Annotated in this window: 17 protein-coding genes; 12 read left to right on the top strand and 5 right to left on the bottom strand. The window is 72.7% G+C overall.

Translation table 11 applies throughout. The annotated features are described in order from the left end of the window. Nucleotides 1-277: 277 nt before the first annotated feature. The 6 genes from AB0J08_RS10480 (at nucleotide 278) to AB0J08_RS10505 (ending at nucleotide 7,298) form a co-directional block, all read left to right on the top strand. Nucleotides 278-2,389: a DNA topoisomerase IV subunit B gene (locus AB0J08_RS10480; RefSeq protein ID WP_360630119.1), complete on the top strand. Its 2,112-nt coding sequence runs from the start codon at nucleotides 278-280 to the stop codon at nucleotides 2,387-2,389. Nucleotides 2,390-2,542: 153 nt separating this feature from the next. Further along, complete coding sequence (locus tag AB0J08_RS10485; protein WP_360630122.1) at nucleotides 2,543-3,028, top strand: DUF1453 domain-containing protein; 486 nt, start codon at nucleotides 2,543-2,545, stop codon at nucleotides 3,026-3,028. Between the two features lie 41 nt (nucleotides 3,029-3,069). After that, the gene (locus tag AB0J08_RS10490) at nucleotides 3,070-4,230 is read left to right on the top strand and encodes a histidine kinase (protein WP_360630125.1); all 1,161 of its coding nucleotides are present in this window, start codon (nucleotides 3,070-3,072) and stop codon (nucleotides 4,228-4,230) included. Further along, a complete protein-coding gene (locus tag AB0J08_RS10495; protein ID WP_360630128.1) occupies nucleotides 4,227-4,958 on the top strand; it encodes a response regulator transcription factor in 732 nt (243 codons plus the stop codon). Before AB0J08_RS10490 ends, AB0J08_RS10495 begins: the two co-directional genes overlap by 4 nt. Before the next feature lie 328 nt (nucleotides 4,959-5,286). Then, nucleotides 5,287-5,634, top strand: a complete 348-nt coding sequence (locus tag AB0J08_RS10500) for a DUF485 domain-containing protein (protein WP_360630131.1) — start codon at nucleotides 5,287-5,289, stop codon at nucleotides 5,632-5,634. Continuing rightward, complete coding sequence (locus tag AB0J08_RS10505) at nucleotides 5,631-7,298, top strand: cation acetate symporter (RefSeq protein ID WP_360630134.1); 1,668 nt, start codon at nucleotides 5,631-5,633, stop codon at nucleotides 7,296-7,298. The genes AB0J08_RS10500 and AB0J08_RS10505 overlap by 4 nt, the downstream gene beginning before the upstream one ends. A 111-nt stretch (nucleotides 7,299-7,409) precedes the next feature. Here the strand turns inward: AB0J08_RS10505 and AB0J08_RS10510 are convergent, their stop codons facing one another. Beyond that, entirely contained in the window at nucleotides 7,410-8,099 is a 690-nt protein-coding gene (locus AB0J08_RS10510) for a response regulator (RefSeq protein WP_360630137.1), read from the bottom strand. After that, the gene (locus tag AB0J08_RS10515) at nucleotides 8,096-9,751 is read right to left on the bottom strand and encodes a sensor histidine kinase (protein WP_360630140.1); all 1,656 of its coding nucleotides are present in this window, start codon (nucleotides 9,749-9,751) and stop codon (nucleotides 8,096-8,098) included. The genes AB0J08_RS10510 and AB0J08_RS10515 overlap by 4 nt, the downstream gene beginning before the upstream one ends. A 399-nt stretch (nucleotides 9,752-10,150) precedes the next feature. Between AB0J08_RS10515 and AB0J08_RS10520 the strand changes: the two genes are divergently transcribed. Genes AB0J08_RS10520 through AB0J08_RS10530 form a run of 3 tightly spaced genes read left to right on the top strand, consistent with a single transcriptional unit; the run spans nucleotide 10,151 to nucleotide 12,962 of the window. Continuing rightward, nucleotides 10,151-10,984: an ABC transporter ATP-binding protein gene (locus AB0J08_RS10520; protein ID WP_360630143.1), complete on the top strand. Its 834-nt coding sequence runs from the start codon at nucleotides 10,151-10,153 to the stop codon at nucleotides 10,982-10,984. A 4-nt stretch (nucleotides 10,985-10,988) separates the two neighbouring features. Further along, nucleotides 10,989-11,846: an ABC transporter permease gene (locus AB0J08_RS10525; protein WP_360630227.1), complete on the top strand. Its 858-nt coding sequence runs from the start codon at nucleotides 10,989-10,991 to the stop codon at nucleotides 11,844-11,846. A gap of 39 nt (nucleotides 11,847-11,885) precedes the next feature. Further along, nucleotides 11,886-12,962 (top strand): ABC transporter substrate-binding protein, encoded by a 1,077-nt coding sequence (locus AB0J08_RS10530; protein WP_360630146.1) that lies wholly within the window; start codon nucleotides 11,886-11,888, stop codon nucleotides 12,960-12,962. A 45-nt stretch (nucleotides 12,963-13,007) separates the two neighbouring features. Here AB0J08_RS10530 and AB0J08_RS10535 read toward each other — a convergent pair whose 3' ends face one another. Beyond that, complete coding sequence (locus tag AB0J08_RS10535) at nucleotides 13,008-13,925, bottom strand: sucrase ferredoxin (RefSeq protein ID WP_360630149.1); 918 nt, start codon at nucleotides 13,923-13,925, stop codon at nucleotides 13,008-13,010. A 189-nt stretch (nucleotides 13,926-14,114) separates the two neighbouring features. Then, complete coding sequence (locus AB0J08_RS10540; RefSeq protein WP_360630152.1) at nucleotides 14,115-16,565, bottom strand: DNA topoisomerase IV subunit A; 2,451 nt, start codon at nucleotides 16,563-16,565, stop codon at nucleotides 14,115-14,117. A 270-nt stretch (nucleotides 16,566-16,835) separates the two neighbouring features. On the opposite strand from AB0J08_RS10540, the gene AB0J08_RS10545 reads away from it, so the two are divergent. From AB0J08_RS10545 to AB0J08_RS10555, 3 genes are all read left to right on the top strand, one after another. Continuing rightward, nucleotides 16,836-18,209 carry a pitrilysin family protein gene (locus AB0J08_RS10545; RefSeq protein WP_360630155.1) on the top strand — a complete coding sequence of 458 codons (1,374 nt, stop codon included), beginning with the start codon at nucleotides 16,836-16,838 and terminating at the stop codon, nucleotides 18,207-18,209. After that, complete coding sequence (locus tag AB0J08_RS10550) at nucleotides 18,206-19,597, top strand: pitrilysin family protein (protein ID WP_360630158.1); 1,392 nt, start codon at nucleotides 18,206-18,208, stop codon at nucleotides 19,595-19,597. The genes AB0J08_RS10545 and AB0J08_RS10550 overlap by 4 nt, the downstream gene beginning before the upstream one ends. Nucleotides 19,598-19,886: 289 nt before the next feature. Further along, nucleotides 19,887-21,080 carry an RtcB family protein gene (locus AB0J08_RS10555; protein WP_360630161.1) on the top strand — a complete coding sequence of 398 codons (1,194 nt, stop codon included), beginning with the start codon at nucleotides 19,887-19,889 and terminating at the stop codon, nucleotides 21,078-21,080. A 74-nt stretch (nucleotides 21,081-21,154) separates the two neighbouring features. On the opposite strand, the gene AB0J08_RS10560 is transcribed toward AB0J08_RS10555, so the two are convergent. Then, nucleotides 21,155-21,436 (bottom strand): HPr family phosphocarrier protein, encoded by a 282-nt coding sequence (locus tag AB0J08_RS10560; RefSeq protein ID WP_360630164.1) that lies wholly within the window; start codon nucleotides 21,434-21,436, stop codon nucleotides 21,155-21,157. Between the last annotated feature and the right edge of the window lie 330 nt (nucleotides 21,437-21,766).

A 21,766-nucleotide genomic window follows, 5' to 3' on the forward strand; every position in this document is an offset into this window, starting at 1 on the left:
CATAACGGCAGTTCCGGAGCCTGCGCCCGGTCCCACGATCCGCCAGGACCGCTGGTACCGGGAGGAGATGGCGCTCCCGTGCGCGGAATCCGGCGCGGTACTTGTTCGCGCAGCGCGTACAAGCTGCGCGGGACCGGCTCGCCGTGCTGCGCACCCAGCGGAGCGACCTGCACACGCGGTGGCAACGGCTGTCGGTGCGGTGTGCTGCACTGGCGGACGTTCCGGCTCGTGCCCGGATGTGACCGATGAGACAGAACTTCACCGAGGAGAGTGCCGCGTGAGTGCCGAAACGACCGTGCCGTCCGCACTGCTGGCCGGGGACGACGGCTCCAACTACACCGCTCGGCACCTGCTCGTCCTGGAGGGCCTGGAGGCGGTCCGCAAGCGCCCCGGCATGTACATCGGCTCCACCGACAGCCGGGGCCTGATGCACTGCCTCTGGGAGATCATCGACAACTCGGTCGACGAGGCCCTCGGCGGCTACTGCGACCGCATCGACGTCGTCCTGCACGACGACTCCTCGGTGGAGGTGCGCGACAACGGCCGTGGCATCCCGGTGGACGTCGAGCCCAAGACCGGGCTCTCCGGTGTCGAGGTCGTGATGACCAAGCTGCACGCCGGTGGCAAGTTCGGCGGCGGCTCCTACGCGGCCTCCGGCGGTCTGCACGGCGTCGGCGCGTCCGTCGTCAACGCCCTCTCGGCCCGGCTGGACGTGGAGGTCGACCGCAGCGGCCACACCCATGCGATCAGCTTCCGCCGGGGCACCCCCGGCATCTTCACCGAGGGAGGCCCGGACTCCCCCTTCGAGCCCGCCAACGGTCTGACCAAGACCCGCAAGGTGCCGAAGACCCGCACCGGCACCCGGATCCGCTACTGGGCCGACCGGCAGATCTTCCTCAAGGACGCCCGGCTCTCCCTGGAGCACCTGCACAACCGGGCCCGGCAGACCGCCTTCCTCGTCCCCGGCCTGACCATCGTCGTCCGTGACGAGCGGCTGACCGAGAGCGACGGGGTCGAGGAGTCGACGTTCCGCTACGACGGCGGCATCGCCGAGTTCTGCGAGTTCCTCGCGCCGGACAAGCCGGTCTGCGACGTCCTGCGGCTGCACGGCGAGGGCACCTTCAAGGAGACCGTCCCCGTCCTGGACGAGGTCGGCCACATGACGCCCACCGAGGTCACCCGCACCCTCGGGGTGGACATCGCGCTGCGCTGGGGCGCCGGCTACGACACCACCCTGCGCTCCTTCGTCAACATCATCGCCACCCCCAAGGGCGGCACCCACGTCACCGGCTTCGAGCGCTCGCTCGCCAAGACCGTCAACGAGGCGCTGCGCGCCGCCAAGGTCCTGCGCGTCGCCGAGGACGACATCACCAAGGACGACGCCACGGAGGGCCTCACCGCCGTGGTCACCGTCCGGCTCGCGGAGCCGCAGTTCGAGGGCCAGACCAAGGAGGTGCTGGGCACCTCGGCCGCCAACCGGATCGTCGCCGCGGTGGTCGCCAAGGAGCTCAAGGCCTTCCTGACCTCCGCCAAGAAGGACGAGAAGGTCCAGGCCAGGGCTGTCCTGGACAAGGTCGTCGCAGCCGCCCGCACCCGGGTCGCCGCCCGCCAGCACAAGGAGGCCCAGCGCCGGAAGACCGCGCTGGAGACCAGCTCGCTGCCGGCCAAGCTGGCCGACTGCCGCAGCGACGACGTCGAGCGCAGCGAACTCTTCATCGTCGAGGGGGACTCCGCCCTCGGCACCGCCAAGCTGGCCCGCAACTCCGAGTTCCAGGCGCTGCTGCCGATCCGCGGCAAGATCCTCAACGTGCAGAAGGCGTCCGTGAGCGACATGCTCAAGAACACCGAGTGCGCCGCGATCATCCAGGTGATAGGGGCCGGTTCGGGCCGCACCTTCGACATCGACCAGGCCCGCTACGGCCGGGTCATCTTCATGGCCGACGCCGACGTCGACGGCTCGCACATCCGGTGCCTGCTGCTGACGCTCTTTCAGCGGTACATGCGGCCCATGGTCGAGCAGGGCCGGGTCTTCGCTGCCGTGCCGCCGCTGCACCGGATCGAGCTCACCAGCCCCAAGCGCGGCCAGGAGAAGTACCACTACACCTACTCCGACGCCGAGCTGCGCTCCACCCTGCTGGAGTTCCAGCGCAAGGGCATGCGCTGGAAGGACCCGGTCCAGCGCTACAAGGGCCTCGGCGAGATGGACGCCGACCAGCTGGCCGAGACCACCATGGACCCGCGCCACCGCACGCTGCGCCGGATCAACCTGGGCGACCTGGAGCAGGCCGAGAAGATCTTCGACCTGCTGATGGGCAACGACGTCGCCCCCCGCAAGGAGTTCATCGTCGACTCGGCGGCCACCCTGGACCGTTCCCGCATCGACGCCTGAGCACACCGCTGCGCCGCCGGGCCCTCCACCCTCGGGTGGAGGGCCCGCGCCGTGCCGCTCCACCCCCGGTCCACCCCGGCGCCGATCACCGGGCGGCGCCGGATCCGTAGCGTCGGTGAGGTCAGCAGAACCCCCGTCGGGACGGAGAGTCCGATGACCGGCCTCGTCAACATCCTCGTGATCATCGCGGTGGTCGCCCTGGTGCTGCGCCGCCAACTGCGCCCGCAGCGACTCGACACCGAGCGCCGGTTCTGGGTGCTGCCGCTGATCCTCGCCGTGCTCGCGCTGCGTGATCCGGGCCTGGTCGACGGGGCCCACCGGGCGCTCTCGATCGGGCTGACCGCCACCTCGCTGCTGGTGGTACTGGCGATGGGCTGCGTCTGGGGCTGGACCGTCCGGATCTGGCGCGGCGCGGACGGCGCGCTCTGGACCCGGGGCACCCGGGCGACCGCGGCGGCCTGGGCCGGCATGATCGCCGTCCGGATCGGCCTGTACGGCCTCGGTGCGGCGCTGCACGTCCGCCAGAGCGGCAGCGGGCTCATGCTCGGCCTCGCCGCGCTGCTGGTGGTCCGGACCGCCGTGGTGAACTGGAGGGCACGAAGCCTGGAGAGCCCTTACCGCGCCGGCGTGGCCGGCTGAGCGGCCGGCCGTACGTGACCACACCGAGGAGGGGGACGCCCGTGTCCGGGTCGAGCTGGACCAGCTGGCCGTCCCGCGAGGGACTGGAGCGGGACGCGGAGAGCCCGGCCCGGCGGGCCCTGACGCTGATCGGCCGGACGGTGCTGCTCGTCACCGTGGGCTGGGGGACGTACTCGCGCGGCGGGTACGCCGGCTGGGGCCTGGTGGCGGCGGCCGCCGGGCTGGCCGCGGCGGTCCTGTCGGCGGCGGCCTTCCTGCGGGTCAGCCGGGCGCAGCTGCTGCGGCCCGCCCTCCTCCTCGCTGCCGCCCTGATCTGCGGCGCGTGGCTCGCCGAGTGGGGGCGGGCGTACATGCTGGCCGACTTCGTCTGGGGCGGGCTGGCGGTGACCGCGCTGGTCCGGCTGCCGGCCGTGCCCGCGCTGGCCACGGCGGCGGCCGCCTTCGGCTGCTACACGGCGGCCAGCTGGGAGAGCCGGCTGGCGATCGCGGCCACGGTCGGCGGGCTCGCCCTGCTCGGTTACCTGCTGCGACTGGACACCGAGGCACGTGGCACCGCCCGGTTGCTGCTGACCCAGGAGCGGGCCGCGCGGGCCGCCGAGGCGGAGAGCGCGGCGCTCGCCGAACGGGCCAGGATCGCCCGGGAGATCCACGACGTCCTGGCGCACAGCCTGTCCGCGCAACTCGTCCACCTGGAGGCGGCCCGGCTGATGCTGGACGCGGGCACCGACCGGGAGCAGGTCCGCGAACGGGTGGTGGCCGCGCGGCGGATGGCGCTGGACGGTCTGGGCGAGACCCGGCAGGCGCTCTCCGCCCTGCGCGGGGAGTTCACCCCGGTCGGCGAGTTCCTGGTGGAGCTGACCGGGCGTGAGCGGGCGGTGCTCTCCGTCACCGGGACGCCGCGTCCGCTCCCTGCCGAGGCGGGGCTCGCGGTACGGCGCACAGCGCAGGAGGCACTGACCAACGTGCGCAAACACGCCCCCGGCGCGCGCTGCACGCTCGAACTGCGCTACCTGCCCGACGTGGTGGAGCTGGAGGTGCGCAACGCCCGCCCGGGCCGTGGTGAGCCGGCGGGCGGGCTGGCCGCCACCGGCAGCGGGTACGGTCTGCTGGGGATGCGCGAACGCGCGGAACTGCTCGGCGGCACCCTGCTGGCGGGTCCGGACGAAGGAGGGTGGCGCGTGCTGCTGCGGGTGCCGGCGTGAACGGGGCGAGTCCGACCAGGGTGCTGGTGGCGGACGACCAGACGGTGGTGCGCGAGGGCATCGTGATGCTGCTCGGCCTGCTGCCCGGCATCGAGGTGGTCGGTGCCGCCGCCGACGGTGAGGAGGCCGTCGCGCTGGTCGAGCGGCACCGCCCGGACGTCGTCCTGATGGACCTGCGGATGCCGCGCTGCGACGGCGTCGAGGCCACCCGCCGGATCCGGGCGGCGTACCCGGAGACCGAGGTGGTCGTGCTCACCACCTACGCCGACGACGACTCGCTCTTCCCCGCGCTGCGGGCCGGGGCGCGGGGCTACCTCACCAAGGACGCGGGCGGCGAGGAGATCGCCCGGGCCGTCGCGGACGTCCGCTCGGGTGCGGCCGGGCTCTCGCCGCAGGTGCAACTGCGCCTGCTGGAGCGGCTGGCGGACGGTGCGGCGCAGGCCGGCCCGCCGGGCGCGGCCCCCGGCGGCACGGGCCGGCCGGGTGCGACCGGGCCCGGAGCGGGTGGGTCGGGGGAGCTGCCGGACGGGCTGACCGCCCGCGAGGCCGAGGTACTGGCCCTGATCGCGGAGGGGCTCTCCAACACCGAGATCGCCCGGCGGCTGTTCGTCAGCCCGGCCACCGTGAAGACGCACATCAACAATCTGTTCGCCAAAACCGCGGTGCGGGACCGGGCCCAGGCGGTCGCGTACGCCTTCCGCCACGGGATCACCGGTACGCAGCAGTAGTGGGATGAGCGTCTGTCTGATGATCGATCACCTCATCGAGTGAACGTATCTGCAATGGGAGTTGGCGGGCTCCGCGGGCCTCCATCATGGGTTCCGTCAGAGCCCCGCCGGTTCAGGAGCAGCAGTGCCACAGCAGCAGACGAGCAGACCCGGACAGGGGCAGGGATTCGACTGGTGGGCCGCTCCCGCCGCGGCCCCCCAACCCGGGCGGCCCGCGCCCCCGCCGCCGCCGTCGGCCCGGACGGAGGTCGAGCCGCCGGCCCGGCCGCTCCCGCCGGTGCCCGCGCCACCGGCGCCGGTCCAGCCGATGCCTGTCCAGTCGGTGCCCATGCCGTCGGTCGGGGCCCCGCCGGCCGTCGACACCAGCAGCGAGGTGTACCGCGCCGTCCAGGGCAGCGAGGCGTTCCAGGAGATCAAGCGCAGCTACCGGGCCTTCGTCCTCCCCGTCAGCGGGGCGTTCCTCGGCTGGTACCTGCTGTACGTCGCTGCCCAGGCCGCCGCGCCGGGGGTGATGCGCAGCCCGGTCGCGGGCCCGGTCAACGTGGCCTGGGTGCTGGGCCTGCTGCAGTTCGTCTCGACCTTCGTGCTCACCTGGCTCTACGCCCGCAACGCCCGGACCAAGCGGGACCGGGCCGCGCTGGGCCTCCGCTGGGACACCCAGGACCAGCTGCGATGAGGACCGCCACCCCGCCTCCCGTCGCCCCCGCCGGCGACCACCACGACCTGGCCATCGTGCTCTTCGCCGTCATCGTCCTGGTCACCCTGGGCATCACCCTCTGGGTGGGCCGCCGGGGCAGCGCCGCCGAGGACTTCTACGCCGGCGGCCGTGACTTCACCCCGTTGCAGAACGGCTTCGCGCTCTCCGGCGACTACCTCTCCGCCGCCTCCTTCCTCGGTGTCGCCGGGCTGATCGCGCTGTACGGCTACGACGGCGTGCTCTACAGCATCGGCTTCCTGGTCGCCTGGCTGGTGGTGCTGATGCTGGTCGCCGAGCTGGTCCGCAACGCCGGCCGGTACACCCTCGCCGACGTGCTGGCGCTGCGGCTGCGGCGGCGCAAGGTCCGGGCGGCGGCCGGCGGCGCCAGCGTCGTCGTCACCCTGCTCTACCTGGTCGCCCAGATGGTCGGCGCGGGCAGCCTGGTCGCCCTGCTGCTGGGCACCAGCAGCGGCCAGGCCCGGACCTGGACCATTGTGGCGGTGGGTGGTCTGATGATCGTCTATGTCACGGTCGGCGGAATGCGGGCCACCACCTGGATCCAGATCGTCAAGGCCTTCCTGCTGATCGCGGGCTCGGTGCTGCTCACCGTGCTGCTGATGGTCCGCTTCCACGGGGACGTCGCCGAGCTGATGCGGCAGGCCGCCCAGCACAGCGGCGCCGGGCAGCGGTACCTGGAGCCGGGGCTCAAGTACGGGGCGAGCTTCACCAGTCGGCTGGACTTCTTCAGCCTCGGTCTCGCGCTGGTGCTGGGCACGGCAGGGCTGCCGCACATCCTCTCCCGCTTCTACACCGTGCCCACCGCGCGCGCCGCCCGCCGCTCCACGATGTGGGCGATCGGGCTGGTCGGCGGCTTCTACCTGATGGCCATCGCGCTCGGCCTGGGTGCCACCGCGCTGGTCGGCTCGGCCGAGGTCCGGCACGCCAACGCGGCCGGCAACACCGCCGTGCCGCTGCTGGCCCTCGTCCTCGGCGGCGGCAACGGCAGCACCGGCGGGGTGGTGCTGTTCGCGCTGATCTCGGCGATCGCCTTCGCCACCATCCTTGCCGTGGTGGCCGGGCTGACGCTCGCCTCCTCGGCCGCCTTCGCCCACGACATCTGGGCGGGCGCCTGGCGGGGCCGCCCGCGCCGTCGGGGCGGTGTCCCGGCCTCCCGGCGGGCCCGACGGGAGGCCTCCGAGCGCCAGGAGGTCGGCGTCGCGCGGATCGCGGCGGTGGGGATCGGGACGCTCGCGATCGCGCTCAGTCTCTTCGCCCAGCAGCTGAACGTCGCCTTCCTGGTCGGCCTGGCCTTCGCCGTCGCCGCCTCGGCCAATCTGCCGGTGCTGCTCTACACGCTGTTCTGGCGGCGGTTCACCGCGCGCGGCGCGGTCTGCTCGGTGTACGGCGGGCTGATTCCGGCGATTCTGCTGGTGACGTTCTCGCCGGTGGTCTCCGGCAGCAAGGTGGCGCTCTTCCCGGGGATGGACTTCCACTGGTTCCCGCTGGAGAACCCGGGCATCATCTCCATCCCGCTGGGCTTCCTGGCCGGCTGGATCGGCACCCTCACCTCGCCCGAGCAGGCCGACCCGGACCGCTACGCCGAGCTGGAGGTGCGCTCCCTCACCGGCGCCGGCGCGGCCTGAGCCGCGGCCCCGCGCCGCAGACGGAACCCCGACGGGCCTGGGACCCGCCGGGGTTCCGCCACGTCCGCCCGGCCCGGCCGCCGGAGGTTCCGGCGCCGGCCGGGGCCGCCCTCAGGCCCGCACGGCCAGGACGTAGCGGTGTTCGGGCCGACCGGTGTCGCCGTACCGGAGGGTGAGCCGCAGCCGGCTGTCCCGCTCCAGCTGCTTGAGGTAGCGCTGCGCGGTGGAGCGGCTCAGCCCGGTGGCGTCCGCCACCTCCTGGGCGGAGAGCGGCCGTCCGGCACGGCGCAGCACCCCGAGCACCAGGTCGGTGGTGGGCGCCGAGTGGCCCTTGGGCAGGGCGAGGGCCGGGGCCGCCGTGCTGCGCAGGGTGGCGAAGAGCCGGTCCACCTCGTCCTGGCCGGCCTCGCGGGCGGCCGGTCCGGCCAGCGCGTGGCGCAGCTGCGCGTACGCGACCAGCTTCTCCCGCAGCCCCGCGAAGGTGAACGGCTTGACCAGGTACTGCAGGGCGCCGTGCTGCATCGCGGCGTGCACCGTGGAGACGTCCCGGGCGGCCGTCACCATCATCACGTCGCAGGCCACCTGCCGTTCGCGCAGGCGCCGCACCAGGGCGAGTCCGGTCTCGTCCGGCAGGTGCTGGTCGAGCAGCAGGAGGTCCACCGGGCGACGCTCCAGCGCCGCCAGCGCCTCGCCGGCCGAGTGCGCGGTGCCGGTGACCCGGAAGCCGGGCACCTTGGCCACGTACGCGGCGTGCACGTCGGCGACCCGGAAGTCGTCGTCCACCACGAGTACGTCGATCATGAGGCCTCCACGAGTGGTGCGGCGGGCGGTGCGGCGATGGGCGGAGCCGGGGCGGGCGGCTCGGGCGCGGCCTGGGCGTCCCCGTGCAGCGCTTCGGGCAGCTCGACGGTGAACCGGGCACCGCCGAGCGGCCCGGTGTCCAGCACGATCCGGCCGCCGGTCCGTTCGACCAGCCGCCGCACCATCGCCAGCCCCAGCCCGCGCGGCCGGTGCGCGGGCGCCTCCTTGCTGGTCCACCCCTCCTCGAAGACCTGCGCGCGCAGGCCCGCCGGCACGCCCGGGCCGCTGTCCGCGACCTCGACCAGCAGGGTCGAACCGGCCGCCGCCAGGGTCACCGCCACCTGGCCGCCGCCCGGGGCCACCGCGTCGACGGCGTTGTCGATCAGGTTGCCGAGCACGGTGACCAGCGTGCGGGCGTCCACCACCGCGTCCGGCAGGTGCGCCGCCGGGGCGACCGCCAGCCGGACGCCGCGCTCGCCGGCCACCGCGGCCTTGCCGGCCAGGAGCGCCGCGACATGCGGGTCCTGTACCTGCTCGGCGATCCGGGCCGCGACCGCCGCGTGCGAACCCGACTGTTCGGAGATGAACGCCACCGCCTGCTCGTGCCGCCCGAGCTCCAACAGCCCGAGCAGGGTGTGCAGCCGGTTGGCGTGCTCGTGGTCCTGGGCCCGCAGGGCCTCGGTGAGGCTGCGGGTGGTGTCGAGTTCGCGGACCAGGGACTCCAGCTCGGTGCGGTCGCGCAGGGTCACCACCGCGCCGCCCTCGGCCGTCGCCATCCGGTTCACCACCAACACCCGGTCGTCCCGGACGGCCGGCAGGTCGGTGCCGGTGATCCGCCCGGCCAGTACGTCGGCCAGCCGGCCCGGCGGCAGCACCTCGTCGATCGGCCGGCCGGCGCACTCCTCGGGCAGGCCGAGCAGCCGCACCGCCTCGTCGTTGGCCAGCCGGATCCGGCCCCGTTCGTCCAGGGCCACCATGCCTTCGCGGATTCCGTGCAGCATCGCCTCCCGCTCCACCAGCAGCGCCGAGATGTCGGCCAGCGCGATGTTGTGGGTGCGACGCTTCAGCCGGCGGGCCAGCACCAGCGTGGCGACGGTGCCCGCGGTCAGGCCGGCGCCCGCACAGAGCAGGATGCCGGTGAGCATCTTCAACAGCCGCCGCCGGATCGAGTCGTCGCTGATGCCCACCGAGACCTCGCCGACGATCCGTCCGCCGGCGACCCGCAGCGGCACCTTGCCGCGCGCGGTGCGGCCGAGAGTGCCCTCCTGGATGGCGGTGACGCTGCGCCCGCTGAGGGCCGGTTCGGGGTCGGTGGAGACCCGCTGGCCGATCCGGCCCGGATCGGTGTGCGAGAGCCGGATGCCGTCCAGGTCGGTGACCACGACGAAGCTGGCGCCGGTGGCCGTCCGGATCTGCTCGGCGTTGCGCTGCGCGGTGGCGGTGTCGCGGGCGTCGGCGGCCCGGGCGATCACCTCGTCGCTGGCGGTGGCCTGGGCGATGGACAGCGCGCGCTGCATCGCGTCGTGGTCCAGCTCGGAGCTGACCGGTGCCAGGAACAGGCCGGCGGTGACGACGGTGACGCCGACGGTCACCACGGTCTGGCTCAGCAGCAGCTGGGCGAAGACCCGGCGGGGCCAGTGGGGGTGCTTCATCCGGGCCTCCTCTCGGGAGCGGCCGACCGGCCGGGGCCGACGGGTGGGGCTGCCGGCCGGTACTGCCGGCCGGGGCCGACGGGCACGGGCGGGGACCGGCCGGGCGGCGCAGGGGTCGGGCTGGACGATGAAGTGGACGATGAAGGGGTCGGGGACCAGGGCGGGGGTCGGGGATCGGGTCGGCTCGGGTGGAATCGGACGGGGTGGCGGGGCAGTGGTCGGCACACCCTATGTTTCCGAGGTGTTTCTGTCAGCCGTGCCCCCGCTGTTGTAGCGGAAGCAAAACGAGCAGAACACCCCTCAACGCGGAGAACCCGCAGTTCGCCGAGAAGCCTCCCGCCGCCGCCCCCGCCGCTCCTAGCCTCCCGGGGCAAGCACAGACGAAACCCGGGAGGTCTCATGAGCACAACCCCGGCGACCGGGCCGGCGCCGGCCCCGGCGATCGAGTTGACCGGCGCCACCAAGCGCTTCCGCACCCCGTCCGGCGCCCTGCACACCGCCGTCCGCGACCTCGACCTGACCGTCGCGGAGGGCGAGTTCGTCGCCGTCGTCGGGCCCACGGGCTGCGGGAAGTCCACCACGCTGACGCTGGTCAGCGGTCTGGAGGAGCCCACCGAGGGCGAGGTCCGGGTGTACGGCGAGCCGGTCGACGGGATCGACCCGCAGGTCGGCTTCGTGTTCCAGCAGGACGCCGTCTTCCCCTGGCGGACCGTGCTGTCCAATGTCACGGCCGGCCCGCGCTTTCGCGGCGTCCCGGCCGCCGAGGCCCGGGAGCGGGCCCGTGACTGGCTGGCCCGGGTGGGCCTCGGCGCGTTCGAGGACCGCTACCCGCACCAGCTGTCCGGCGGTATGCGCAAGCGCGTCGCGCTCGCCCAGACCTTCGTCAACGACCCCAGGATCCTGCTGATGGACGAGCCGTTCTCGGCGCTGGACGTGCAGACCCGGGCCCTGATGTCCGACCAGCTGCTGGAGTTGTGGGCCGGTACGGGTTCGTCCGTGGTCTTCGTGACCCACGACCTGGACGAGGCGATCGCGCTGGCCGACCGGGTCGTGGTGATGACGGCCGGCCCGGCCACCGTCAAGGAGGTCTTCACCGTGGACCTGCCCCGCCCGCGCACCGTGGAGGCCGTCCGACTGGAGCCGAGGTTCGTCGAGTTGTACCGCGAGATCTGGGCTTCGCTCGGCGAAGAGGTGCGCATCACCCGCGAGAGAGGAGCGGGTCGTGCCGCTTGAGACCGTGCCGGCCGTCGCCGGAAAGCCCGCAGCGGCCGCCGAGACCAGGACGCTGGCCCGTGAACGGGCCGCCCGCAAGCGGAAGTTGGTCATCTTCGGGGCCCGGATCGCGGTGCTCCTGGTCTTCCTCGGGCTCTGGGAGCTGTGTGCCCGGACGGAGGTCGTCGACCCGTTCAACTTCTCCCAGCCGTCGAAGATCTGGGCACAGATCTGGCAGTGGATCACCCACGGCACGGCCCAGGGCTCGCTCGGGGAGCAGATCGGCTACACCCTCTACGAGGCCCTCACCGGCTGGGTGATCGGCGTCACCGGCGGGGTGCTGCTGGGCATCGCGCTGGGCCGGATCCGCTTCCTGGCCGATGTGTTCGGGCCCTACATCAAGGTGCTGAACGCCATCCCGCGCATCGTGCTGGCCCCGATCTTCCTGATCTGGTTCGGCCTCGGCCCGGCCTCCAAGGTGGCCTCGGCGGTGGTGCTGGTGTTCTTCCCGGTCTTCTTCAACGCCTTCCAGGGCGCCCGCGAAGTCGATCGCAACCTGGTCGCCAACGCCCGCATCCTGGGTGCCGACAACCGCAGGGTCACCCTTCAGGTGGTCATCCCCGCCGCCACCACCTGGATCTTCACCAGCCTCCACGTCAGCTTCGGATTCGCACTGATCGGCGCCATCGTCGGCGAGTACATCGGTGCCACCAAGGGCCTCGGTCTGCTGGTCGCAGCCGCTCAGGGCACCTTCAACGCGGCGGGCGTGTACGCCGCGATGACCATCCTCGCCGTCGTCGCGCTGTTCACCGAGGGGCTGCTGACCTTCGCCGAGAAGAAGCTGTTCCGCTGGAAGCCCGCCGAATCCAGCGACGGCCGCTGACCCCCACCCCGTTCCGTAGCAGAGAGGCACCCCCCACCCATGCGCCCGAACCCGACCGGCAGAGCCGCCGCCGCCGCCCTCGCCGCCGTCCTCCTGTTCCCGCTCGCCGCCTGTGCCAACGACGCCGCCTCGGTGTCCCACGGCGGGGCCGCCCCGGCCGGGCAGAAGGTCGACGGCCCCAAGGTCAAGATCATGGTCGGCGGCCTGGACAAGGTCATCTACCTGCCCGCCATGCTCACCCAGCGTCTCGGCTTCTTCGCCGAGGCCGGTGTCAACGTCGAGCTGATGAGCGAGCCGGCCGGCGTCAACGCCACCACCTCGCTGCTGGCCGGCGACGTCCAGGGCGCGGTCGGCTTCTACGACCACACCATCGACCTCCAGGCCAAGGGCAAGAACGTCGAGTCGGTGGTGCAGTTCTCCCAGGCACCGGGCGAGGTCGAGATCGTCGCCACCAAGCAGGCCGGCGCCATCACCTCCGGAGCCGACTTCAAGGGCAGGAAGCTCGGTGTCACCAGCGTCGGCTCCTCCACCGACTTCCTCACCAAGTACCTCGCCGTCAAGAACGGCACCGCGGTGAGCGAGTTCAGCCCGATCGCGGTCGGCGCCGGCCAGACCTTCATCGCCGCGCTCCAGCAGGGCAGCATCGACGCCGGCATGACCACGGACCCGACCGTGGCCACCGTCCTCGACAAGGGTCTCGGCAAGATCCTCTACGACATGCGCACCCCCGAGGGTTCGCGGGCCGCGCTCGGCGGGCTCTACCCCTCGTCCTCCCTCTACATGAACTCCGACTGGGTGGAGAAGAACAAGGACACCACCCAGAAGCTCGCCAACGCCTTCGTCAGGACGTTGAAGTGGATGTCCACCCACAGCCCCGAGGAGATCGCCGCCAAGATGCCCGCCGACTACGCGCAGGGCGGCGCCGAGCAGTACGCGGCGGCGATCAAGGCGACCCTGCCGATGTTCACCACGGACGGGGTGATGCCCGCCGACGGACCGAAGACCGTCCTCGCGGTGCTCGCCGCCTTCCACCCCGACGTCAAGGGCAAGGAGGGCTCCATCGACCTCGCCCGCACCTACACCACCGAGTTCGTCGACAAGTCCGCCACCGGCTGACCCCTCGCCGACGGTCCCGCGCTCACCCCCACGGGCGCGGGGCCGTCACACGTCCCGGGCCGACAGCTCCCGGACCGCCGCCACGTCCATCCGCGACGGCGTGCCCGCCGCCTTGCCGCAGCTCTCCGGGCGGGCCGGCTCGCTCGCGCCCTCGACCACGTCCACCTCCCAGGCCCGGCCGTCCCGGTGCCGCACGGTCACCAGCCAGCGCCCGGCGCCGGCGGACCGCTGGGTCAGGGTCAGCGCGTCCACCTCGGTCTCGTCGACGGCCAACCGCACCGCGTGGTCCGCCGCCTGGCCCGGACGCTCCCAGCCCGAGCAGCCCCGCGACCACTCCGGCACCATGTGCCCGGCCGCCGTCGCCGCCAGCACCTCTTTGGCGCTCTCCGCCGTCAGCCGCCCGTAAGCGAAGCCGTACGGCAGCACCAGCATGGTGGGGGAGAAGCGGTGCCCGCCCAGGTGCGTCACCTCCCACACCTCGCTGTGCCCGGCCGCGGCCAGCTGGGCCGCCAGCGGCCGGCCCAGCAGCGCGCAGCAGCGGTCCCGCCGGCCGTTGGTGCACACCAGGGCCACCGGGCCGCCGACGTGCTCCACGCCGAACCCGCCGTGCTCGCCCGCCCCCAGCGCCCCGAAGTCCAGCCCGAGCAGCTCCGCCGGATCCGCCACGTCCGCCCGGCGCACCCAACCGCGGCCCGGCACGGTGTGCGCCACGAACACCTCGTGCCGCGCGCTCGGCAGACAGTCCGCGTGCCGGCCGGGCCGCCGGATCAGCGCCACCCGCACGCCCGTTCCGGCGGCGGCCGCTTCCAGGGCCCGCCCCACCGCGGCGTCCAGATGGCTCTCCGCGAGCGCCTTCGCACCCCACGGCCCGGTCTGCTCGATCAGCAGCCAGGTGGTGGCGGTGGCCGCCGTGGCGGCCAGCGGCTCCAACAGTTCACGCGACAGCGTCGCACAGGTGCTCACGCAGGCAAGGCTACCCTTGGCCCCTTCCGCGCCAGCGGTCTTGGCCCCCGCTTGGCTCCCTCGGACGCCTCCGCGCCCGGCCCGCGCCTTCCCGGGCAGCCCCGGTACGGCCGGCTCCGCGCCGGGGCCCAAGCAGAGGGGAGGGATGCCGGACGCCGGCACCCCTCCTCCTCCTGCGACCGGCAGCCGTTACACCGGGCCGGCCACCACACCGATCGGCGCCGTCACCGGCGTACCCGAACCGTCACGACGCGGGTCGCGCTCCGGCAGGTCGACCGGGGCCCCCTTGGTGGTCGCGGCCCGGGCCGGCGCGACGCCCGCCCAGGCGAAGGCCAGCGCGTCCTCGCCACGCAGGAAGCGCTGACAGCGGACGCCACCGGTCGCCCGGCCCTTGCGCGGGTACTGCTCGAAGGGAGTGACCTTCCAGGAGCTCTGCTCCTCACCGGTCAGCGTGCCCGACGTACCGGCCACCGAGACCACCACCGCGTCCGCCGCCGGATCCACGGCGGTGAACGACAGCACCCGCGCACCGTCGGACAGCTTGATGCCCGCCATGCCGCCGGCCGGGCGGCCCTGCGGGCGCACCTGACCCGCCGGGTAGCGCAGCAACTGGGCGTCGGAGGTGATGAAGACCAGGTCCTCCTCGCCGGTGCGCAGCTCGACCGCGCCGACCACCTCGTCACCCTCCTTGAGGGCGATCACCTCGAACTCGTCCTTGTTCGCCGGCCACTCCGGCACCACCCGCTTCACCACGCCCTGCACCGTGCCCAGTGCCAGACCCGGCGAGGACTCGTCCAGCGTGGTCAGCGCCAGCGCCCGCTCGCCCGTCTCCAGGCGCAGGAACTCGCCCACCGCGGCGCCGCCCGCCAGCGTCGGCGAGGGCGTCGGCGGCAGCGCCGGCAGATCGATCACCGGCAGGCGCAGCACCCGGCCCGCCGACGTCACCACACCGATGTCCGCACGCGCCGTGGCCGGCACCGCCGAGACGATCACATCGTGCTTGGACCGCTTCTCCGACACCTCGAACGGCTCGCCGTCCGCCGTGCGCGCCAGCAGGCCCGTCGAGGAGAGCAGCACCCGGCACGGGTCGTCCGCCACCTCCAGCGGAACGGACAGCGCCGCCGACGGAGCCGCGCCCGCCTCCAGCAGGACCGTCCGCCGCTCGGTGCCGAACTGCTTGGACACCGCGCCCAGTTCGCTCGACACCACATTGCGCAGCCGGACGTCCGACTCCAGGATCTCGGTCAGCTCCGCGATCTCGGAGTTGAGCTTCGCCTGCTCCTCCTCCAGCTCCACCCGGTCGAACCGGGTCAACCGGCGCAGCGGCGTGTCCAGGATGTACGCGGTCTGCGTCTCCGACAGCGAGAAACGCTCCATCAGGCGCTCCTTCGCCCGCGCCGCGTTGTCGCTCGACCGGATGATCGCGATGACCTCGTCGATGTCGACCAGCGCCACCAGCAGGCCCTCGACCAGGTGCAGCCGCTCCTGGCGCTTGCGCCGGCGGAAGTCGCTGCGCCGGCGCACCACCACGAAGCGGTGGTCGACGTAGACCTCCAGAAGTTCCTTCAGGCCCAGCGTCAGCGGCTGGCCGTCCACCAGCGCCACGTTGTTGATGCCGAAGGTCTCCTCCATCGGCGTCAGCTTGTAGAGCTGCTCCAGCAGCGCCTCCGGCACGAAGCCGTTCTTCACCTCGATCACCAGCCGCAGCCCGTGCTCGCGGTCGGTGAGGTCCTTGACGTCCGCGATGCCCTGCAGCTTCTTCGCGTTGACCAGGTCCTTGATCTTCGAGATGACCTTCTCCGGGCCGACGTTGTACGGCAGCTCGGTGACCACGATGCCCTTGCGGCGGGCCGTCACGCTCTCGATCGACGTCGTCGCACGGATCTTGAAGGTGCCACGGCCCGACTCGTACGCGTCCCGGATGCCCGACAGGCCGACGATCCGGCCGCCGGTCGGCAGGTCCGGCCCGGGCACGAACCGCATCAGCGTGTCCAGGTCCGCGTTCGGGTGCTTGATCAGGTGACGGGCCGCCGCCACCACCTCGGACAGGTTGTGCGGGGGCATGTTGGTCGCCATTCCGACCGCGATCCCCGTCGCACCGTTCACCAGCAGGTTCGGGAACGCGGCCGGCAGCGCCAGCGGCTCCTGCTCGCTGCCGTCGTAGTTCGGCCCGAAGTCGACGGTGTCCTCGTGGATCGACTCCACCATCGCCATCGACGCCGCCGTCAACCGCGACTCGGTGTACCGCATCGCGGCCGGCGGGTCGTCGTTGCCCAGCGAACCGAAGTTCCCGTGCCCGTCGATCAGCGGCAGCCGCATCGAGAACGGCTGTGCCATCCGGACGACCGAGTCGTAGATCGACGCGTCACCGTGCGGGTGCAGCCGGCCCATCACCTCGCCCACCACCCGGGCGCACTTCACGTGCGCGCGGTCCGGCCGCAGGCCCATCTCGTTGGCCTGGTACAGGATCCGCCGGTGCACCGGCTTCAGACCGTCCCGTGCGTCGGGAAGCGCACGCGAGTAGATCACCGAGTAGGCGTACTCCAGGAAGGAGCCCTGCATCTCGTCCACGACGTCGACGTCGAGGATCCGCTCCTCGAAATCTCCGGGCGGCGGGGTCTGCGAACTGCGGCGGGCCATCGCGGCGGGGCTCCCTTACGTCTCGCTTGCGTCTCGTCTGCGTCAGTCGTCGTCTGCGTCTGCCGTCGTGTGCTGTCCTCGTCGGCTGTCGTCAACAGGGCCCAGCGCCCCCATTGTGGACCCTCGCGCCGACACTCCGAGCCAGCGCCCCTCTTCCGCCCCTGGCGAACGCCCGGTCCGCGCGGACACATCCGAGCCCTCCCCGCGTTGCACCACAATGGGGGACGCCACACGAACCCCCGACATCGACGACGGGAAGGACCCGAGCGCATGGCCAACCCGGCCCCCGCATCCGCCTCCACCGGAGGAACTGGCGCTGCCATCGCCATCACCGAGCACCGCCTGGCCAACGGCCTGCGCGTCGTCCTCTCCGAGGACCACCTCACCCCGGTCGCCGCCGTCTGCCTCTGGTACGACGTGGGCTCCCGCCACGAGGTGAAGGGCCGCACCGGTCTGGCCCACCTGTTCGAGCACCTCATGTTCCAGGGCTCGGCCAACGTCTCGAACAACGGCCACTTCGAGCTCGTCCAGGGCGCCGGCGGCTCGCTGAACGGCACCACCAGCTTCGAGCGCACCAACTACTTCGAGACCATGCCCGCCCACCAGCTGGAGCTCGCCCTCTGGTTGGAGGCCGACCGGATGGGCTCGCTGCTCGCCGCACTGGACGAGACGTCCATGGAGAACCAGCGCGACGTCGTCAAGAACGAGCGCCGCCAGCGCTACGACAACGTCCCCTACGGCACCGCCTTCGAGAAGCTGACCGCGCTCTCCTTCCCCGACGGCCACCCGTACCACCACACCCCCATCGGCTCCATGGCCGACCTCGACGCCGCCACGCTGGCGGACGCCCGGGCGTTCTTCAGCACCTACTACGCGCCGAACAACGCCGTCCTCTCCGTCGTCGGCGACATCGACCCCGAGCAGACCATCGCCTGGGTCGAGAAGTACTTCGGCTCCATCCCCGGCCACGACGGCAAGCAGCCCCCGCGTGACGGCACCCTCCCCGACACCTTCGGCCGGGAGATCCGCGAGCACATCCACGAGGACGTCCCGTCCCGCGCCCTGATGGCCGCCTACCGCCTCCCGCACGACGGCACCCGCGAGGCCGACGCCGCCGATCTGGCCCTCACCATCCTCGGCAGCGGCGAGTCCAGCCGCCTCTACAACCGCCTCGTCCGGCGTGACCGCACCGCCGTCGCCGCCGGATTCGGCCTGCTCCGCCTCGCCGGCGCCCCCAGCCTCGGCTGGCTCGACGTCAAGACCTCCGGCGACGCCACCATCGAGCAGATCGACGCCGCCGTCGACGAGGAGCTGGCCCGCTTCGCCGCGGAAGGCCCCACCGCCGCCGAACTCGAGCGCGCCCAGGCCCAGATCGAACGCGAGTGGCTCGACCGGCTGACCACCGTCTCCGGCCGCGCCGACGAACTCTGCCGCTACGCCGTGCTGTTCGGCGACCCGAAGCTGCTGGGTAGTGCCCTCTCCAAGGTGCTCGACGTCACCGCCGAGGAGGTGCAGGCCGTCGCCCAGGCCCGCCTGCACCCCCGGAACCGGGCCGTCCTGGTCTACGAGCCCACCACCGCCGACGACACCGACGCCGACGAGACCGCCACCGCCGCCACCGAAGAGGAGGGCGCTGCCGCATGAGCACCGACTACGTCCCCGCCATGACCTTCCACCCCCAGCCCGAGCCCGGCACCGCCAGCCCGTGGGCGTTCCCCGCCCCCGAGCGCGCCGCCCTCGGCAACGGCATCACCGTCCTGCACTGCCACCGCCCCGGCCAGCAGCTCGTCGCCGTCGAGGTGCAGCTCGACGTCCCGCTCGCCGCCGAGCCCGAGGGCCTCGACGGCATCGCCAACATCCTCGCCCGCGCGTTCAGCGAGGGCACCGACACCCTCACCGCCGAGGAGTTCGCCGCCGAACTGGAGCGCGCCGGCGCCACCCTCGACGCCCACGCCGACCACCCCGGCCTGCGGGTCTCCCTGGAGGTCCCGGCCTCCCGGCTCCAGCGCGGCCTCGGCCTGCTCGCCGACGCGCTGCGCGCGCCCGCACTGCCCGAGGACGAGATCGAGCGCCTGGTCGCCAACCGGCTCGACGAGCTCGTCCACGAGCAGGCCAACCCCGCCCGCCGCGCAGCCAAGGCCCTCTACGCCGAGCTGTTCGACGGCGCCGACCGCCTCTCCCGTCCCCGCGGCGGCACCGCCGACACGGTCAAGTCCATCGACCGGGCCGCGGTCAAGGCCTTCTACGAGGCCCACGTCCGGCCCGCCACCACCACCGTCGTGGTGGTCGGCGACCTCACCGGCACCGACCTGCCCGCGCTCCTGGAGGCCACCCTCGGCGCCTGGACCGGCACCGCCGCCGAGCCCACCGTCCACGCCCCGGTCGCCGCCGACGACACCGGCCGCGTGGTCATCGTCGACCGGCCCGGCTCGGTCCAGACCCAGCTGCTCATCGGCCGCATCGGCCCCGACCGCCACGACCCGGCCTGGGCCGCCCAGATCCTCGGCACCTACTGCCTCGGCGGCACCCTCACCTCCCGCCTGGACCGCGTCCTGCGCGAGGAGAAGGGCTACACCTACGGTGTCCGGGCCTTCGCCCAGCCGCTGCGCTCCGCCGCGGACGGCTCCGGCCGCGCGCTGATCGCGATCAGCGGCTCGGTGGACACCGCGTCCACCGCCCCGGCGCTCGCCGACACCTGGACCATCCTGCGCACCCTCGCCGCCGAGGGCCTCACCGACGCCGAGCGTGACGAGGCCGTGCAGTTCCTGGTCGGCGTGGCCCCGCTGAAGTACGAGACCGCGGGCTCGGTCGCCGGCACCCTGGCCGACCAGGTCGAGCAGAACCTGCCGGACGACTACCAGGCCGAGGTCTACCGCAAGCTCGCCGAGCTGCCGACGGCCGCCGCCACCGAGGCCGTCGTCGCGGCCTTCCCGTCGGACCGCCTGGTCACCGTCCTGGTCGGTGACGCCGCCACGATCGCCGACCCGGTGCGCGCGCTGGGCATCGGCGAGGTCACGGTGGTCACCGCCTGATCCCCCCGGTGGGAAGGGCCCGGTGGAGCTCCGCTCCGCCGGGCCCTTCGTCGTTAATTCCGTTGCGGGCGCCGGACGCCGCGTGGGTAGATGTCCCCAGGCACACACGTACGAGAGGAGGCGGTCACCATGCGGGTCGAGCGAACCACACGACGCTCCCCAAGGCCGTCCTCCCTCCGTGCCCGGGGCGTCTGAGCCCCACCCCCAGAACTTCCCCGAGCCGCACCGGGACTCTTCGCGCGGCACCCATCTAGGCTTGATCCAGCCGACCTTTGGAGGTCGTTCCACCATGTCGTACACCGAGGTACCCGGCGTCCGCGTCCCGATCCGGATGTGGGCCGACCCGGCCACCGTCGAGGGCCAGGCCATGCAGCAGCTGCGCAACATCAGCTCGCTGCCCTGGCTGCACGGCCTGGCCGTGATGCCCGACGTCCACCTGGGCAAGGGCGCCACGGTCGGCTCCGTGATCGCCATGAAGGGCGCGGTCTGTCCGGCGGCGGTGGGCGTCGACATCGGCTGCGGGATGAGTGCGGTGAAGACGTCGCTGACCGCGAAGGACCTGCCCGACGACCTCTCCCGCGTGCGCTCCAAGATCGAGCAGGCCATCCCGGTCGGCCGCGGCCTGCACACCGACCCGGTCGACCCCACGAGGCTCCACGGCTTCGCCACGGCGGGCTGGGACGACTTCTGGCAGCGGTTCGACGGGGTGGCCCACGAGGTCAAGTGGCGCCGCGAGCGGGCCATGCAGCAGATGGGAACGCTGGGCAGCGGCAACCACTTCTGCGAGGTGTGCGTCGACGAGTCCGGCACGGTGTGGCTGATGCTGCACTCCGGTTCCCGGAACATCGGCAAGGAGCTGGCCGAGCACCACATGGGCGTCGCGCGCTCCCTGCCGCATAACCAGGGGCTGGTCGACCACGATCTCGCGGTGTTCATCGCGGACACCCCGCAGATGGCCGCCTACCGCGAGGACCTCTTCTGGGCGCAGGAATACGCCAAGCGGAACCGCGCGGTGATGATGGCGCTCTTCCAGGACGTCGTCCGCCGGGAGTTCGCCAAGGCGAAGGTCGCCTTCGACGAGGTCATCAGCTGCCACCACAACTACGTGGCGGAGGAGCAGTACGACGGCGTCGACCTGCTGGTGACCCGCAAGGGCGCGATCAAGGCCGGCTCCGGCGACTTCGGCATCATCCCCGGCTCGATGGGGACGGGTTCCTACATCGTCCGCGGCCTCGGCAACGAGGCGGCGTTCAACTCCGCGTCGCACGGCGCCGGTCGGAAGATGAGCCGCAACGCCGCGAAGAAGCGGTTCACCACGCAGGACCTGGTCGAGCAGACCAAGGGTGTGGAGTGCCGCAAGGACAGCGGCGTCGTGGACGAGATCCCCGGTGCGTACAAGTCGATCGAGAAGGTCATCGAGCAGCAGAAGGACCTCGTCGAGGTCGTGGCCCACCTGAAGCAGGTCGTCTGCGTCAAGGGCTGACGGGCTGCTCAAGGCCCCCCGATCATGCGGAAGGGGGGCACCGCCGTGGCGGTGCCCCCCTTCCGTGACGGTGCTCAGGCAGCGGCCGGCAGCTCGTCGAGGCCCTCCCGGACCAGCTTGGCGAGGCGGTCCAGGGCCTCGTCGGCACCCTCGGCGTCGGAGGCGAGGATGACCTCTTCGCCGCCCTGGGCGCCGAGGCCGAGCAGGCCGAGCATGGAGGCGGCGTTGATCGGGTTGCCGCCGGGCTTGGCGATGGTGATCGGCACGCCGGTGGCCGTGACGGCCCGGACGAAGACGGAGGCGGGACGGGCGTGCAGGCCCTCGGCCCAACCGATGGTGACGCGGCGCTCAGCCATGAGACGTGCCTTTCCGGTGAAGCTGGTCATGGCCGGGCTGGGGGTGCGGCCATGTTGTCTAGACCAGTGTTGCACGCAGGCAACCCCTTCGAGCCGCCGCGTTCAGGACTTGTGATTGTTTCTTTCGGGCGCATAACCCCCGGCCAGTGGCCGTGTCCACCCTGTCGCGAGGACACGTCCGGCGCCATTCGGCTCGCCGCCGGATAACCTGACGAATGTGGACGACTCCGCGGTACCGCACCCCGAGCTGAACCCGCAGGACCCGCAGAACCAGCCGGATCCGCAGCGTCGGCCCGACCAGGACGCGGACTACCCGCAGCACTGGGAGGC

Source organism: Kitasatospora sp. NPDC050463, assembly GCF_040655255.1.
GTDB lineage: Bacteria > Actinomycetota > Actinomycetes > Streptomycetales > Streptomycetaceae > Kitasatospora.

Bases quoted from the DNA above. Each gene is read 5' to 3' on its own strand.
- AB0J08_RS10485 (WP_360630122.1), top strand. From the start codon at position 2,543: ATGACCGGCCTCGTCAACATCCTCGTGATCATCGCGGTGGTCGCCCTG.
- AB0J08_RS10500 (WP_360630131.1), top strand. From the start codon at position 5,287: ATGCCGTCGGTCGGGGCCCCGCCGGCCGTCGACACCAGCAGCGAGGTG.
- AB0J08_RS10505 (WP_360630134.1), top strand. From the start codon at position 5,631: ATGAGGACCGCCACCCCGCCTCCCGTCGCCCCCGCCGGCGACCACCAC.
- AB0J08_RS10510 (WP_360630137.1), bottom strand. From the start codon at position 8,099: ATGATCGACGTACTCGTGGTGGACGACGACTTCCGGGTCGCCGACGTG.
- AB0J08_RS10515 (WP_360630140.1), bottom strand. From the start codon at position 9,751: ATGAAGCACCCCCACTGGCCCCGCCGGGTCTTCGCCCAGCTGCTGCTG.
- AB0J08_RS10520 (WP_360630143.1), top strand. From the start codon at position 10,151: ATGAGCACAACCCCGGCGACCGGGCCGGCGCCGGCCCCGGCGATCGAG.
- AB0J08_RS10530 (WP_360630146.1), top strand. From the start codon at position 11,886: ATGCGCCCGAACCCGACCGGCAGAGCCGCCGCCGCCGCCCTCGCCGCC.
- AB0J08_RS10540 (WP_360630152.1), bottom strand. From the start codon at position 16,565: ATGGCCCGCCGCAGTTCGCAGACCCCGCCGCCCGGAGATTTCGAGGAG.
- AB0J08_RS10545 (WP_360630155.1), top strand. From the start codon at position 16,836: ATGGCCAACCCGGCCCCCGCATCCGCCTCCACCGGAGGAACTGGCGCT.
- AB0J08_RS10550 (WP_360630158.1), top strand. From the start codon at position 18,206: ATGAGCACCGACTACGTCCCCGCCATGACCTTCCACCCCCAGCCCGAG.
- AB0J08_RS10555 (WP_360630161.1), top strand. From the start codon at position 19,887: ATGTCGTACACCGAGGTACCCGGCGTCCGCGTCCCGATCCGGATGTGG.
- AB0J08_RS10560 (WP_360630164.1), bottom strand. From the start codon at position 21,436: ATGGCTGAGCGCCGCGTCACCATCGGTTGGGCCGAGGGCCTGCACGCC.